Below are 16,303 nucleotides of genomic sequence, written 5' to 3'. Positions count from 1 at the left end.
TTTTGCAAGAGATATGGATATGATAACTTCAATAGATAATTTTGAAACCTGCGACAGTATTAACCTACTCATTGTTGATGACGATGCGGTTGATAGAGAACAAATACGTCGTATGATATCTCGCTCAAATATACAGGCGAAAATTTCAGAGGCATCCTCTATTGAAAGTTCGATGTCTTACCTTGAACATGGTGAGTTTGATTGTGTCATAGTTGATTACCGATTAGGTATCGGATCGGGGCTTACCCTGCTAAATAATATTAGAAAGACTGAAAATAACCACTGTGCTGTGATTATGATCACGGGCTTAGGAGATGAAAAAATAGCAGCAGAAGCTATGCGGCTAGGAGCAAGCGATTATTTACTTAAAAATCAATTAAAAAGCGATCAGTTGATACACTCTATATCTAGCTCAATTCAACGCGCAAACTTAGAAAAAAAACTTCATGACATGGCACACTACGATAGCCTAACAGGCTTAGCAAGCCGCCCTATTTTAATTGATCAACTCCAACAGGCCATTACATCTGAGCAAAAGCTCGCCGTTGCCTATTTAGATTTAGATAATTTTAAACCCATTAATGACAAATACGGTCACGAAACCGGTGACTTCGTTTTGAAAACTATTGCCCAAAGACTAAAAAGCACATTACGCAAAGAAGATACACTCGCGCGTATTGGCGGAGATGAGTTTATCTTTTTATTAAGAGGGGCTGCGCACACGATACAAGAATATGAGACTCTGTTACAAGAGGTGCTGATTGAGGTAAACGACCCAATAAAATTAGCAGAGTTTTCGTGCTCCGTTCAAATTTCAGTCAGCATCGGCGTTGCACTTCCCAGTGATGATGGCTTAACTTGTGATGACATTTTACGCAGAGCCGATCAAACAATGTACCAAGCAAAAAGATCAGGAACAAACCGAATTCTGTTTTTTGATCCAGAAGAAGAAAGCCTAAGGCATGCAAAACATGATTTATTATTGGCTGCTGAAAAAGGCATTGCTCGCAAAGAGTTTATTTTACATTATCAACCAAAGGTAAATTTGATGGATCACCAGTTGATTGGCGTTGAAGCCTTAATACGCTGGAATCACCCTACTTTGGGTTTACTTTATCCTGGTCACTTTTCAGAGGCATTAGAGCATCCACACATTGGTATTTTAATTGGTGAATGGGTACTTGCTGAGGCCTTAAAACAGCATAAAATTTGGACAAGAAATCATCTTTCTATGAGTGTAAACATCTCTCCAGCTCATTTACTTAGTGAGGGCTTTGTTGAAAACCTCAGAGAGTTACTCATCAGCACTAATAATATAAAACCAAAAACCCTCGAATTGGAAATTTTAGAGAGCACTACAATTGGAAACGTTGACCAAGCAGTCGACGTTCTCAATGGCTGCCGCGATTTAGGGGTAAGTATTGCGCTAGACGACTTTGGTACAGGTTATGCTTCGTTGAGTTACTTAAAAAAATTACCTTTAGATACATTAAAAATAGATCAAAGCTTTGTTAAAAAGCTCCTATCAGACCATGAAGACAAGTCCATCGTTACGTGTATCGTGGCGCTAAGTAAAGCATTTGGGTATAACCTAGTTGCAGAGGGGATAGAGTCACAAGAGCTCGAAAAAGTACTTATAGGCATGGGTTGCTATCATGGGCAAGGTTATTATATTGCCAAACCAATGTCTGCAGAGAAGATGAACTTATGGATAAAAAATATGACATCCACTAAGCACTGACCCGAAATAATACTCATCTATTTGGGTTGCCAGTGATACACATAAATCGGTGTTTGGTAAAAATCTTTAAGCTTGATAACGTTAGTTGGTTTGTATGATGGCAAAGCGAAGGTGTTACTCACAATAGTGATTTTATTATTAACTACGTCATGTTTTAACTTTTCTTCAAGCGCTACCATACCACCTGGAAACAAGTAACACACCAGAGTAGACACTGTACTAAAATCGGCATTTTTAAAGTCTTTACGATAGAGGGTAAGGTTATCTAAACCTAAACTATATTTAAAAAGCATTGAAATTAACCAGGGAAACCACGATAACTCATAGCCAATAACCTGTTTATTAGGATGCTTTTTGGCAACCGCTATAACGAGCGTTCCCCAACCTGAACCTAAATCAATTAATGCGCCTTTTTCATCCATGCTTATTGCATTAAGCATAGCTTGTCGCGCTTTGCTTGAGCTCATCATCGGTGAAATTCCCGTTTTTAGCGTTCCCCAAACAATAGATAAAGCGATTAGAAGAACTAAAAAGAAAAATGCGGTAGCAATAAAGTCCATACTAACTAACACCTAATAACGGTTGAATCATCATAATCTCACCTTATCGATTATTTGTTTCTATATAGTAAAACCATTACAAAGAGCACCGTTAGTATAAATTTATTTTATATTTAACAACTGTTTAAAATAAACCACAAAAAAAGCGCCATTTGGCGCTTTTTAGATTAGTAGCAAGGAATTAATGCTTACGCCCTACGCCGTTGCGCACCATGTCTTGGCCGCTTTGAAAAATCTCTTCGGTAATTTCGCGTGCTAATAAAAGTTGTTGCTTGTCATCAAACACCGCAACAAAACGGCTGCCGTCAGCATTGTTAGTTGCCATGCCCACGCCTGCTACGCCGGTTAAACCTAAGCCGCCGTTTTCAACTTGCAGTAAAAAGCTTTCAAGTTCAGCGAGGGTGTCGATTGCAGTTAGTTTGTTTTCCATTGTGGTTGCTCTATGTGTTGCTCGCCATAGCGAGTCTGTCAATAATATGCGGTTATTTTACAGCACACAGTAAAAACTTAAACCACCTTATAGGCAAAGTCATAACAACATTCTGTAAAGCAAAATTAAAAGTATTTGTAAAAACCCCGCAAATGCGGGGTTTTAAGTATTAGCTTTGCTTCATTGTGCCTTGTTGTTCAAGGCGGGTATGCCAGCTGAATGCTTCTTCTAAAATATGAGGCGTATGGCCGCCACGTACACAAGCACGCTCGTAGTAATCAAGCATAGCGTTGCGATAATCTGGGTGTACACAGTGTTTAATTACTTCAACAGCCCGTTCGCGTGGCGCTAATCCACGTAAATCAGCAAGGCCTTGCTCGGTCACTAAAATATCAACATCGTGCTCGGTATGATCGACGTGGCTTACCATAGGTACCACGCTTGAAATAGCGCCGCCTTTAGCAATTGATTTAGTTACAAACACCGATACATGGGCATTACGTGCAAAGTCGCCTGAACCACCAATACCGTTCATCATTTTAGTACCGCATACATGGGTTGAGTTAACGTTGCCATATATATCAAACTCAAGTGCCGTGTTAATTGCAATAATACCTAAACGACGCACAATTTCAGGGTGATTCGACATTTCTTGTGGGCGAAGTACTAGCTTATCGCGGTACTTTTCAAGGTTATTAAATACTTGTGCGTTACAACGCTCTGATAAAATAATTGAACACCCAGAAGCAAAATTAAGTTTACCCGCATCAATTAAATCAAAGGTAGAATCTTGTAGTACCTCTGAGTACATAGTGAGGTCTTTAAAATCTGAGTCTAATAAACCCATCATGACTGCATTGGCTATGTTACCAATACCCGCTTGTAATGGGCCTAAGTTTGCAGGCATGCGCTGTTGCGCTACTTCTTCTTTAAAAAAGTTAACTAAATGGCGGGCAATAGAGGCGGTATCGGCATCTGGGTCGGTTACTGTTGAAAATGAGTCACTTTGATTGGTAAATACAATACCCACAATTTTAGCCGGATCGATTGGAATAGCAGTACTACCGATACGGTCATCTACTTTCACTAGCGGCACTGGAGTACGCGTAGGACGATACGATGGAATGTATATGTCGTGCAGCCCTTCAAGCTCTGGCTGATGTAACATGTTAATTTCTACAATTACTTCTTTAGCAAAAATAGCAAAGCTTGCTGAGTTCCCCACTGACGTTGTAGGTACTATGTGGCCTTCTTCTGTAATAGCTACGGCTTCAATGACCGCTACATCTGGCATAGTTAACTGATGATTACGTAACTGTTCAACAGTTTCTGATAAATGCTGGTCAATAAACATGACCTCACCGTTGTTAATTGCTTTACGTAATGTGCTGTCTACCTGAAATGGCATACGACGCGCTAACGCACCTGATTCAGTAAGTAGCTTATCTAAATCGTTACCTAATGACGCGCCCGTCATTAGGTTAATTTTCATTGGGTTTTCACGTACACGCTCGGCAAGTGCACGTGGTACAGCTTTCGCTTCACCAGCACGAGTAAAGCCACTCATGCCCACGGTCATGCCGTCTTTAATAAATAAACTGGCCTGCTCTGCAGACATCACTTTGTTGTGTAAGTCACTACGACGAATTCGTTCTAATTGCATTTGGAACCCCTTAAACCCCATTATTATTTGGGCGCTATTCTAAGTATTTCCTTATGCTTCGTAAGCTAGACCTAAGTCTCATTTACGCATAGTTGGTATAAAAACGTTGCAGAGCGCTTTAATTTTGTACACTTTATTACTTAACTTATTGCTGTTATTGGGGTTAGAATACCAAAAGATTTATTCAGTGATTTAACTAAACAAGCTTAAAAGAAAATATAATTAATTTAAATCAATTGCTTATAAATCCAGCCAGGAAAGCTGAGATTATAAATTGTATAAAAATAAAGCCGTACAGGCCAAATCTTACAAAATAATAAACTGGTCATTCATTGGGCAGTAACCTTGTAAGGAATAGAATCTACGATTTACGTATTAAGGAAAATACATGGATTTGTCTGACGAAGAAATTAACTTTTTATCTGGGTTGTTTGAACCTAGTCAAAGTACAGCATTAATTAATGAAACAAAACTAACAGTACAAACATCAATACCAGATGGTATTGCGCATTTACTTGGTCAGGCTAAATTAACCCTATTAGCAGAAGTAGCTCATTACCAACTGTGGTTTCCACTTCAATTTAAAACTGATGAATTAGGCCATTTCAGTACTGTGTTAGCAGCCCCAGAAGTGATTGATACTAAAGGCACTCAACGTAGCTGGCGATTAAGTGAATTAAATATTCAAAGCCAAGGTTTTTGCATTGAATCTATCTCAAGCACAGGAATATTTTTAAAACCCACATCAATAAACAGTGAACTTGATGAGTTACAAAATATGCAATTTATTTTACCCAATGAAGCGGCTATATCATTAGACATAGAACCCGTTAGGCACAGTGAGTGTGGCATAGCAGCTAAAATAAAGCATATTCACCATGGTAAAGAGCAACTGAGAGCGTATTTATTTGAAGTGCATAAACGTGAATATTCAAGCTTATATCAACTTGAGCATAAGCAAGAACTGGGGCTATCAAACTAAAAAGCCACACTAATTAAGTGTGGCTTTACGGATTAAATAAACTTAATTTAGGTCATTTTTACTTTAATCGTTTTGCTATTTCAGCAACGCGCTCACCGTATAAACGAGCCGTTTCTAAATCGCCTGATGGAATAGCCGTTTCGTCAGCATCAGTAGGTGATTGTACTAATACGCCAACCGAACCGCCTAAGTTATTGATGTCTTGACGGGTTGATTCCAATTTATTGGCGGGTGGTAACCCTAGGCTTACCCAAAGTCCACCATGCTGTGAAGCTAACGTTTGCATACTAATTAGGGTGACTTGTTTGTCGCCATTTAGGCTGCCGCTATTAGTAAAACCGCCAAACACTTTATCTTTCCAACCCATGGTAAACCACACTTTAGAGGTGGCATCGACAAACTTTTTAAACTGCCAAGGGTATGAGCCCATATAGGTAGGTGCACCAAAAATAATGGCGTCTGCATTGTTTAATGCATCCCAATCGGTGTCTTTAATATCACCATTTTCATCGATTGCAATAAGCTGAGCGTTTGCTCCATCAGCCACAAATTCCGCCACTTTTTTGGTATGGCCATATCCAGAAAAATAAATAACCGCTACTTTACTCATGAACCTTCCTTTTGTTGTGATTTAATAACACGCTTTAAGTATAGTATGGCCGCTTAATCTAAAATCAACTAAGCAGCGTGTTTAATTAAATTAAAAGGTACTCACTGAAATTTCTAAATTACTCACCGCACAGCCATACTGCTCAGCACTAATACGGTGATAAGCCGACTCAGGCTTAGTTGATAGACTAATAATAAACGCATCTTGCTGACCAACAGCTGTTTGTTCTTGGCTCAAGCACATGGCTTGCGTTAAAGAGCGCAATTTGGCATCCGTTAAAATATTGCCGAAACGCTGAACCGGCAAAGGCGGTATTTTAATTGCTGGCAATGCTTGGCTAATACTGCGCTGACTTAAGGTAAAATCATTATTTTTAATATCAATCACACTGCCAGCAGGCCAGTACGAGTAACTGTAGGTTTTAGTTTCAGCCTGAGCCTGCCCTGTTGATTTAACCATCACCACACCATTTTTACCAATTACGGTCATTAAATTCCCTGATTCAGATTTAATAACCACTAAGGCGGTGGTTTCGTCTACACCAAAACCAAATGCGGGTTGAGCTTGATTTGCACCAAAGCTGTCGAGCAAAGTGCCTAGTCTTAATGTACGGTTTCGCTCGCTAAAGTGTGTATCGAGTACACCGTAACTAAATGTGCCTAAACCCCCAAAGCGGTTGTAAGTTAAACTATCGCTGTTTGAGCGCTCACTGGGCGCATCAATGGCTTGCGCGCCTTCTTTCAATGCCGATAAACTTGTGCCATTAGTGATCATAACCACATTACCACCGTGCGCTTGCCCGCCACTTTGCACTGCGGTGCCTGCACTTGTACCTACAACAACAGGGCGAGACTGTAACGCTTTTGTCCATGGATATGGCTGATTATTTTCATCAAACAATACCTTGCGCGTTAAGCTTTGATCGCCGCCATTAAACATAACACCGGTACTATTTTTGATTAGCTGCACTAAAGCGCCTGTGCCGTTTTTACACAGCAAATATTCTGCTTGAGTGCGATCAGGGTAAATATGTTCACGTTGATATAGCCCCATTTCAGAGTGCCTAAGCGTGTTTAAATCATCACATTTATTGGTAGTTATTGCTTTAGCAAGCGCAGGAGTTAATGCAAGCCATTGTGAATTTATATTGGGAAAACGAAGTAATCCTTCGTAAAAATCAGCAGATTCATAAGGGTCTCTGCTTGAGGCGGTAATGGCTAGTATGCTCGGGTTAGTACTTTTTACTTTTAAACTGCCCGATATAAATTGCAAAATATCTGTCGCGGCGGATTCGCTATTAAGCGCGGTATTGACCTGCTCTTTTAGTCGCGTATTGTCGCCCTGCAGCTGCGCTACTTCAAGCATATCTATTACAAAATTGTATTCTTGATCCGTTAAACTATTGAGCTGTTTACTATCAATATCGCGCCATAACCATAACAGCTCTTTTTTTGACAATGTGGGTGATGATTTAGCCTGCATTGTTGCTAAATTTTTAATAGTTTTGTTTTTAGCTTGCGTATTTTTACTTGGCCATTGTTGCTTTATTTGACTAATTTTAGCGTGGGAGAGCGTAAATACATTATGTATTTTACCCGGAATTTGTGTGTTTTTTTCACAATTTTTAGGGCTTAAACTAGCACACGTTGTGAGTGCACCGCCGACTAATACTAACGTTTGTTCAGATTCTTTTGCGCTTAACTGCAGCGAAAAAGCAATAAAAAACGAAAAAAGAGCCGTTATTATGCGCGATTTAGCTAACCGTTTGTTTGGTAAATATATTCGTTCCATTATGTTATACTCATGTAAAAAATTATAAGAAATAACTTGCGAGAGCGTCTCTCACTTGCTATAAAAAAAAGGAACTTTAAAACGCGAGTAAGCTAGCACCCCTTTGCTGGCTTTGTCAAAAACCTTTTGGAATGAGAATTATGTTTAAAAAAGCACGTTTGCTTACAACATATTTCTACTCACCACACTATCTTTCGGAGTGGTTTGACGAGTAGCCCACCACCTCACTTTTTCACAGTGAGGGGCTTAGCGTGTCATTTCACCACTGCCCTGTCTAAAAATATAACAATTAAAAGCCACAGATCTGTTTGTATGTTTTTGTGCGCTTAAAAGACAAAAGGTATTTAAGATGTTTCGTCAACTAACAATTGCGGCCACAGTAAGCGCATTACTGAACCCGATCACTTTTGCACATGCACAAGAAACCAACACCGACACCAACATTGAACGAGTAGAAGTAACAGGATCTCGCTTAAAAGGCGTTGATCTTGAAGGAACTATCCCATTAACCGTACTAGACCAAGATGCAATCAAACGCTCTGGCGCTAATACCATTCATGAATTACTCAAAGATTTATCTGTTTTTAAGGGCGGAAGCGGCACATTTTCAACCTCTGAAAGTGGCGGTACGTCTACCTCAACACCAGCGGGTCAATCAGCTGCGAGCTTAAGAGGCATGGGGCCATCAGCAACGCTGACATTAATAAATGGGCGAAGAGTTGCACCTAGTTCATTTGCTGCAGGTACTGAAAACTTTGTAGATGTAAACTCTATTCCACTAGCCGCCATTGAGCGCATTGATATTTTAGCCACAGGCGCATCAGCCTGTTTATGGTGCCGATGCTGTGGCAGGTGTTATTAACTATATTTTAAAAGATGATTTTGAAGGCGCTGAAATCAATACTTCGTTTGCCGATAGCTTTGATCAGCATGACGAAAGTAAAAAACAATTAAACTTAGTTTATGGTACAAAAATAGGCGAAAGTAATTTAACGGTATTTGCTGATATATATGACCGTAACGCTTTTAAAGCGACCGATCGTAATTACACGGCCTCTCCCTCTTTAGTGAATGGTTACTCCTATTTACCTAAGCTGGAGAACTCACCTAATATTTATTATTTCAGCAGCCGAGATGGTAACGAACTTCCATCACCAAACTGCAAAACCGAATTAGTTACTACTGAATTAGATGAACAAATTTGTGCTTACTACCCTAATCAAGATGATTACCTAGAAACGCCATTTGAAAGCATTTCAACCGGCTTTATGTTTAATAGTGAGCTTGGTGGTATGCAATGGCATACTGACTTTTTTTACAGTCAGACCAAGGCAAAAGCGTACTCATCGCCCTCACCTATTAACCAAATTAATGACGACGACGGCCCGTATGTTTTAGAAGACGCCTTATTTATTTACGATAATGCCGATGGTAGTAATGATTTATTAGATCAACTCTACATTGACCCATTTGATACCCAAAGTGGTCGAGAAGTGTATGGTTTTGCATTTGATGCGCGCTTTAATGCCCCAAGAACGGTGGAAGTAGAAACGAAAAACTTTCGCTTGGTAAGCAGTCTAAGTGGTGAAATTGGTGATTGGGGTTGGGAATCTGGGGTAACCTTTTCTCGCTCACGTTCAGAGCAAGAAGCGATTGCAGGAGTTTATAATCGTTACCAGTTCCATGGCGCTATCACCGGCGAGCTATGTTCAGACGGTACGCTGGCAAGTTATGACGGTACTGACTTAAACTGTGCATCGGGAGAACTGCTGCCTTTTTACAACCCTTTCCTTCAAGGCGACGCCGCTAATGATGCCGTTTTGGCAACAGCGCAAGCTCGCCCAACACGCAGCGGAGAAAGTACAGTTTACGGCTGGGATGCTAATTTTAATGGTGAGCTATTTACCTTTAACGACCTACCTGCCTATGCCTCATTTGGGGTAGAAGCACGCCGTGAAGAGCTAAGCGACATTCCTTCGCTTGATTCACAAGCTCAAGCAGATAAAGACTATCTTGTTGATGTATTTGGCTTTGGCTCTAGTTTATCAGAAGCCGATCGCACTCAATATGCAGCGTTTGCTGAATTAAGTATTTCACTCACAGAGCAAATAGAGCTGCAAGCAGCAGGTCGATACGATCATTACGATGATTTTGGTGGCACCTTTAATCCTAAAATAGGTTTGAGCTATCGCCCAACTGATTCGTTAGTTGTTCGTGGTTCATGGTCAACCTCGTTTAGAGCACCATCATTAACACAGGCTGGCGTTAAATTAAGAACCACACAATCTACTTTTGACTGTGGTGCAAACCAAGCTGTAGCCGATTTATACTGTATGGGTGATGGCACCCAAGTGAGTGTTAATTCGTTAGAGTTAGGTAACCCAAATCTAAATGCAGAAGAATCTGAGGCTATTAGTGTTGGTTTTGCATGGAGTCCCTCGGCTAATACTAATTTAACCATTGATTATTGGCAGTTTGATCATGAAGAAGTAATCGATACCAACATGACCGCTGTGTTAGATCGCGCCATAACCGATGCATCACTTCGTCACTGTGGCATTGTACCACCGGGCGAGCAAGGCATATCGTACGATGAAGCATTATGTGATGTCACCGACAACAGTGGTTTAAACATAGAGCAAGACGGCGCTAATTTAACTGAGATTTTAGCTAACTATGTTGATGAAGATAACAAAGCTGGCGATAAAAACCCAGATAACTTTAATCCCCGTCCTGGTGAAGACTACTTACCCTTATTCCGCGACCATGTCATTCCGCTTGAAAACACTGGTACACAAACGTTAGCGGGTATTGATATTAAATTTGACCATCGCTTTGCGTTATCTGGCGGCGACTTAACCTTCGCTTTTGACGGTACTCACTACCTTGAATTTGAACGCAACAAACCGGGCTCAGACTCAATTGAAAAGCTAGTGGGTACATATCGTTATCCTGAAAATATTGCGCGTATGTCAATAGATTGGGAAGCGCAAAGTTACTACCTTAACTTAGGTGCAAACTACACCAGCAGCTACGAGGATGATATAGAAGGCCTGCGTAGCCGTGAAATTGATGAGCTAGATTCACTTGGCGTATTAGACTCAAAAGGTGAGCATCAGGTTGATGACTGGCTCGTTTGGGATTTATCAGCGGGTTACTATGTTAATAAATCGCTGACTTTGCGCGCGCGCATCAATAATATTTTTGATAAAGAGCCACCCACACTTTATGGTTCAAGCCGTGGCTTTGATTCAATCAACCATAATGCCCTAGGTGCTAATTACAAATTAAGTATTAGCTACCGTTTTTAACCGCTTAGCCGCAAAGCAAACGCTTTGCGGCATTCCTTTTATTACAGGTCATGGCTACAGTGACACTGCCTATTAAGTGCTAAAGTACGTTTAAGCGTTTATTTACGCATCAACACAATGACCTTTTATTAAAGTGAAATTATGAAACAAAAACAATTTTCTATGCCCGATGCAAGCATCATTTTGCTTTGTGTGGCTGTGATTGCCTATATGGCCACGGTATTTATTACCCCTGGGGTATTTAATGCAGAGCCTGACAGCCATACTGTGCAGCTTTCACAATATCAAGCCGTTAACGACCAACAATCACCACCTGTTTTTGCACAAGGTGGCGAGATTGGTTTAGCTAATGTATTGTTTGAAGGCCTCGTGTCGGGTGATAAATATGGTGCAGCGATTGGCGTAATGGCGTTTATTTTAATCACTGGCGGTGCCTTTGGCATTATTATGAAAACCGGTGCGATTAATAACGGTATTATGGCACTTATTAATAAGACCCAGCGGGTTGAATGGCTGTTTATTCCCTTACTGTTTTTACTATTTTCGTTAGGCGGCGCGGTATTTGGTATGGGCGAAGAGGCTATTGCCTTTTGTATTGTGCTGCTCCCTATTATGCAACAACTTGGCTACGACGCTAAAGTCACTGTACTTACAACTTATGTGGCCACGCAAATAGGCTTTGCCACCTCATGGATGAACCCTTTTAGCATTGCTATAGCGCAATCGATAGCTGAAATCCCAGTGTTTTCAGGTGCGGGCTTTCGTATGTTAGCATGGGCTTGTTTTACCCTTGTAGGCCTTGTGTTTACTATACGCTATGCAAAACGGATAAAAACACAACCCCAAAAAACGGGTGATCAGCCAACGATTAAACTTAGCCTAGCCGATGCACTCACATTATTAGTGTTTGTATTGGGCATAGCTTGGGTTGTATGGGGGGTGATGGCGCGCCAATATTATATTCCTGAGCTTGCTGCACAGTTTTTTTGCATTGGCCTTATCAGTGCAATAATTGCCATCGTGTTTAAAAAGCTAACCGCGAATGAGTGCGCGGATGCGTTTAAACACGGTGCACAAGAATTATTGCCAGCGGCGTTATTGGTCGCATTGGCTAAAGGCATTGTATTACTATTAGGGGGTAGTGATTTAACCACTCCCTCAACCCTCAACACCCTGCTTTATTACTGTGCAAACAGCATAGCCAGTGTGCCAGATTACATTGCAGCTTGGGGAATGCTGGTGTTTTAAAGTGTATTTAACTTTTTTGTTTCATCGGGTTCAGGGCAAGCTGCCATCACTATGCCACTGATGTCTCCACTTGGCGATTTGCTCAATGTATCAAGGCAAATTGTGGTATTGGCCTTTCAATTAGGCGATGGATTAACCAACATTTTAATTCCCACCTCAGCTAGTTTAATTGGTTGTTTAGGGGTAGTGAAATTAGATTGGGGAGAATGGGCTGCGTTTATTTGGCGCTTTGCCCTAGCACTTTTTGTATTAGCAAGCGGCTTTATATTTCTTGCTTACTTTATTAATTATCAATAAAAAGAATTTGTTATGTTAACTTTAATTCAAGGTGCAACCGTTTATGCACCTACCTTCCTAGGCACACAAGATGTTTTAATTGGCGGTGGTAAAATCATTGCTATTGACGAAAATATAACCCTCGACAGCAGTGTACTCGTCAAACGGATTGCCGGTAAAAATAAGCTGGTTGCGCCGGGGTTTGTTGATTCTTTAGTGCATATTACCGGTGGCGGTGGCGAGGCTGGATTTGCCAGCCGCACCCCTGAAATGAACCTAACAGATGCAACCTTATCGGGCACCACCACGGTGGTGGCCGCACTGGGTACCGATTCAAGCTCACGTACACTGACCAACTTGGTTGCCAAAGCAAAAGGCCTAAAAGAGCAAGGGCTGAATGTATTTTGCCATACCGGTTCGTATCATTTACCCGCGAAAACACTCACCCACTCAATTACTGACGACATCATGTATATAGAGGAGTTTATAGGTGTTGGCGAAGTGGCGATTTCTGATCATCGTAGTAGCCAACCTACGGTACAGCAATTAGCAGAATTGGCAGCAGAGGCCAAAGTAGCCGGTATGCTCAGTGGTAAAAAAGGCACTGTGAGTATTCATGTTGGCCCTGTTGATAGCCATTTAACTATTTTACATCAGGTGGCTGAGCAAAGTGATATTAAGCTTAAACAGTTTTATCCTACGCATATGAACCGCAATAAAGCACTTCTTGATGCCGGTATTCACTTTTGTGATCAGGGCGGTACTATCGACTTTACCACCAGCACAACCGACTATGATTTAGCCCATGGTGAATATGCAGCAGCCCATGCCCTTGCCTACTGCTTAGAACAAGGCGTAGCACCAAATCAACTCACTATGAGCTCAGATGGCCATGCCAGTTTACCTATTTTTGATAAAGACTTTAATTTATTAGGGCTTGAGGTGGGCAAAGAGGCATCTTTATTAACCTCGTTTCAGCAAGCAGTCAAAGAATATAACGTCCCTATTGAGCACGCTTTAATGAGCATAACCAGTAATCCTGCCGATATTTTAGGAGTTGATAAAGGCCGTCTTAAAGCAGCGAGCGACGCGGATGTTGTCCTTCTCGATAAAGAGACCCTAACCCCTGAGTATGTATGGGCTAACGGCACATTAATGGTGCAAAACACCCATGCAGTTATAAAAGGAGTGTTTGAATAAGCTAGTACAGCTAAAATGCTGCTGAGATATTTCAGCAGCATTTAACACCAAAGAGTTTTTTACCCTAGTTTAAACAAATATCAATCCAACAAGGTCACTAGAACCTAGTTGTTAAATTCAGCTACTTTTCGCCGTAGCTAAGTTTTTTGTCGTAAAAAGCAGACCATTTTGATTTATATATTCAGCATAAACCTGAGCACTCATAGGTTTAGAAAAGTAATAGCCTTGAAACTCTTTACATCCCATTTCGGACATTATTAGGACCTGTTCTTCGGTTTCTACTCCCTCGGCTACACACTTAATATTAAGTTCATCACACATCACATGCACGGCTTTAACTAAGCTTTTTTGGCGTGTAGAGCTTGTAACCTTACTTATTAAAGAGCGATCCAATTTAAGTTTATCAATGGGATAATCAGCAAGTCGTGCAATATTCGAGTATCCAACACCAAAATCATCCACTGTAATAGTGAACCCCCAATCTTGCAGAGTTTGCATAAGTTTTAGAGAGTGAACTTGGTTAGCCTCAAGTGACGTTTCAGTAAGCTCTAATTCTATTTGATTCGGTTTTACATTAAAATCCGCCAAATATTTTACCAACTTTGACATAAAATCAGCTTGGCTAAAATCGAGTAAAGATATGTTTATTGCTACGGGTAAAAGTGGCAAACCAACTTTACTCCATTGGGCAATTTGAGCGCAGACTTTTTGAATAATTAAGTCCGTTAATCGGCTAATCATTCTATACTCTTCTGCAATAGGAATAAATACAGCGGGCGATACACTGCCAAGTACAGAGCTATGCCAACGAGCTAATGCTTCAAGCCCTATACATTCACCTTTTGCATTCACTTTAGGTTGATAATGTACTGACAGATCATTTTGTTGCAAAGCTTCATCAAGTAACATGGAAATTTCATACTTTTCCATAAAGGCCTGTGATTGTTTTTGATTGTAACCATTAAATGGCGAGTTATAGTCTGCGAGTTTGAGCGCCTCACACGCAATACTAAGAACAATCGCACTATTTTCACCATGCTCAGGACACTTAGCAAAACCAAATAAAAATGATTGTTGGTAATTAGTACCAAACACATCATAAGCTTGATCTAAGGTGCTTTTAATTTGTATTAATAACTTGTTTTGCTGTTCACTTGAGCTTGAACCAATAATAAAGCCAAGTTTGCCACCTTCTATAGACGCACAAAGCAAAGGCCCCTCTGACATTGCTTTTAAGCGCTTATAAGCAGTAATTAGCAATGATTGCGAGTCAGCTTTGTTAAGTTTTAAATTTAAATATTCACTATTTGCGCTTTGTGTAACGACAATATAAAACCCTTTTTGGTATTTAGACGTTAACCTATCGCATTGCATTTCAAACCACTCTCGATTAGGCAATTTCGTTTGCGAGTCTCTAAACCTTAGACGTTTGTTCTCTTGCTCCATCATAGACAAGTTTTGTTTAATTAACTGCTCTTGCGTGCAATCATAAAAGTCATACACTCGATAATTTGTACTCATTGCTATTTGCTGATAATTACTCTTATAGTAGCGACTCTTATATTCTATGATTTGATTTTTTATATTTAACTCTTTGCTATTAAGTGCAGGGAATAACCCATCAATTCTGACAGCCTTTTCTTTCAAGCTGTTTTTTAATCCAAACATTTCAATAGCATGTTGATTTAAATCTGTAATTACTAAATTTTCGTCGACAATAATTTTAGCTTTATTAGATTCAGTAAATAAGGTGCGATAAAGCTCGTTTTTATCTTTAAGGAAGCTATTAGCATTTAACATGGTTTTGTTTAAACGTTTGGCAGCAACAATTGTTCGCGCAGTGGCAAGTGGGATACAAATATTAAAAAATAAAAATATTAGGCCTGTAATATATAAGTCAGCTTCTGGTAATTGGCTTGCTATTCCTGAATAGCCGGATAAATCAACATTATTAATAATCATGTAAAAAGGTATGATGTTTAAAATACCGTAGGCCAAAGCCGTTCTGTAACCGAGTAGCATAAGAGCAATGATGGGACATGAATACATAAACATAGAACCCACCTTGGCAAGCTCTAAGTCAGTTAAAAATAAATTCATTGATAAACTACCGGCAACGATAGTTAATAGAAGTGCATTTGCACTAAATGTGTAAAATCGCTTACTTGCTAATAAAAGACTAAAAGCAATAGTGAAAAAACTAATAGTAATAACTGCAATATAAATTAGGTTAAATTCAATTGCGCGGGTGTATGTATAACAAACGACCAAAAAACAGAGCAAAGTAACGAGCGTTAAAATTATCCGTAGTGCACTCACCCGCCAGTGTGCGACTTCATCATGGGCAGTATGATGATCGTTAAGTAAGAAGTACTTATTGAGAAAGTGCATAATAAAAATCAGTTAAGACATATCGCCTCATTAAACATTGATAAGTTGTTAAGATCAATTAAATAAGCTCAAATATCAATCCAATTGAAGTAGCTTATAA

9 protein-coding genes and 2 pseudogenes are annotated in these 16,303 nt (G+C 40.0%); 5 read left to right on the top strand and 6 right to left on the bottom strand.

What is annotated here, in order from left to right; translation table 11 throughout:
- Positions 1–19: 19 nt before the first annotated feature.
- Positions 20–1,741, top strand: coding sequence for a GGDEF domain-containing response regulator (locus tag KK487_RS06045; RefSeq protein WP_235190276.1), 1,722 nt, complete (start codon positions 20–22; stop codon positions 1,739–1,741).
- Between the two features lie 17 nt (positions 1,742–1,758).
- On the opposite strand, the gene KK487_RS06040 is transcribed toward KK487_RS06045, so the two are convergent.
- From KK487_RS06040 to scpC, 3 genes are all read right to left on the bottom strand, one after another.
- The gene (locus tag KK487_RS06040; RefSeq protein ID WP_215522047.1) at positions 1,759–2,301 is read right to left on the bottom strand and encodes a methyltransferase; all 543 of its coding nucleotides are present in this window, start codon (positions 2,299–2,301) and stop codon (positions 1,759–1,761) included.
- Between the two features lie 181 nt (positions 2,302–2,482).
- The gene (locus KK487_RS06035; protein ID WP_008114111.1) at positions 2,483–2,731 is read right to left on the bottom strand and encodes a hypothetical protein; all 249 of its coding nucleotides are present in this window, start codon (positions 2,729–2,731) and stop codon (positions 2,483–2,485) included.
- Positions 2,732–2,900: 169 nt separating this feature from the next.
- Positions 2,901–4,394, bottom strand: coding sequence for a succinyl-CoA:acetate CoA-transferase ScpC (gene scpC, locus KK487_RS06030; RefSeq protein WP_013464626.1), 1,494 nt, complete (start codon positions 4,392–4,394; stop codon positions 2,901–2,903).
- Positions 4,395–4,782: 388 nt separating this feature from the next.
- Between scpC and KK487_RS06025 the strand changes: the two genes are divergently transcribed.
- Positions 4,783–5,376 (top strand): hypothetical protein, encoded by a 594-nt coding sequence (locus KK487_RS06025; RefSeq protein ID WP_013464625.1) that lies wholly within the window; start codon positions 4,783–4,785, stop codon positions 5,374–5,376.
- A 58-nt stretch (positions 5,377–5,434) separates the two neighbouring features.
- Here KK487_RS06025 and KK487_RS06020 read toward each other — a convergent pair whose 3' ends face one another.
- Together KK487_RS06020 and KK487_RS06015 are read right to left on the bottom strand one after the other, a co-directional pair.
- Positions 5,435–5,986: a flavodoxin family protein gene (locus KK487_RS06020; RefSeq protein WP_013464624.1), complete on the bottom strand. Its 552-nt coding sequence runs from the start codon at positions 5,984–5,986 to the stop codon at positions 5,435–5,437.
- A gap of 90 nt (positions 5,987–6,076) precedes the next feature.
- Positions 6,077–7,777: a cyanophycinase gene (locus KK487_RS06015; protein ID WP_016899760.1), complete on the bottom strand. Its 1,701-nt coding sequence runs from the start codon at positions 7,775–7,777 to the stop codon at positions 6,077–6,079.
- Between the two features lie 349 nt (positions 7,778–8,126).
- Between KK487_RS06015 and KK487_RS06010 the strand changes: the two are divergent.
- The 3 genes and pseudogenes from KK487_RS06010 (at position 8,127) to iadA (ending at position 13,812) form a co-directional block, all read left to right on the top strand.
- Positions 8,127–11,088: pseudogene (locus KK487_RS06010) on the top strand (TonB-dependent receptor domain-containing protein).
- A 141-nt stretch (positions 11,089–11,229) separates the two neighbouring features.
- Positions 11,230–12,633 (top strand): annotated as a pseudogene (gene yfcC, locus KK487_RS06005) (putative basic amino acid antiporter YfcC).
- A 12-nt stretch (positions 12,634–12,645) separates the two neighbouring features.
- Positions 12,646–13,812, top strand: coding sequence for a beta-aspartyl-peptidase (gene iadA, locus KK487_RS06000; protein ID WP_013464620.1), 1,167 nt, complete (start codon positions 12,646–12,648; stop codon positions 13,810–13,812).
- Positions 13,813–13,929: 117 nt separating this feature from the next.
- Here the strand turns inward: iadA and KK487_RS05995 are convergent, their stop codons facing one another.
- Positions 13,930–16,203, bottom strand: a complete 2,274-nt coding sequence (locus KK487_RS05995; RefSeq protein ID WP_215522046.1) for an EAL domain-containing protein — start codon at positions 16,201–16,203, stop codon at positions 13,930–13,932.
- Positions 16,204–16,303: the final 100 nt, after the last annotated feature.

It is taken from the genome of Pseudoalteromonas sp. SiA1, from assembly GCF_018732205.1.
GTDB classification, from domain to species: domain Bacteria; phylum Pseudomonadota; class Gammaproteobacteria; order Enterobacterales; family Alteromonadaceae; genus Pseudoalteromonas; species Pseudoalteromonas tetraodonis.
This window is presented reverse-complemented; position numbering and strand designations above follow the sequence as displayed.

Excerpts from the sequence above, each read along its gene's own strand:
- KK487_RS06035 (WP_008114111.1), bottom strand. The coding sequence starts at position 2,731 with ATGGAAAACAAACTAACTGCAATCGACACCCTCGCTGAACTTGAAAGC.
- KK487_RS06040 (WP_215522047.1), bottom strand. The coding sequence starts at position 2,301 with ATGGACTTTATTGCTACCGCATTTTTCTTTTTAGTTCTTCTAATCGCT.
- KK487_RS06015 (WP_016899760.1), bottom strand. The coding sequence starts at position 7,777 with ATGGAACGAATATATTTACCAAACAAACGGTTAGCTAAATCGCGCATA.
- iadA (WP_013464620.1), top strand. The coding sequence starts at position 12,646 with ATGTTAACTTTAATTCAAGGTGCAACCGTTTATGCACCTACCTTCCTA.
- scpC (WP_013464626.1), bottom strand. The coding sequence starts at position 4,394 with ATGCAATTAGAACGAATTCGTCGTAGTGACTTACACAACAAAGTGATG.
- KK487_RS05995 (WP_215522046.1), bottom strand. The coding sequence starts at position 16,203 with ATGCACTTTCTCAATAAGTACTTCTTACTTAACGATCATCATACTGCC.
- KK487_RS06020 (WP_013464624.1), bottom strand. The coding sequence starts at position 5,986 with ATGAGTAAAGTAGCGGTTATTTATTTTTCTGGATATGGCCATACCAAA.
- KK487_RS06025 (WP_013464625.1), top strand. The coding sequence starts at position 4,783 with ATGGATTTGTCTGACGAAGAAATTAACTTTTTATCTGGGTTGTTTGAA.
- KK487_RS06045 (WP_235190276.1), top strand. The coding sequence starts at position 20 with ATGATAACTTCAATAGATAATTTTGAAACCTGCGACAGTATTAACCTA.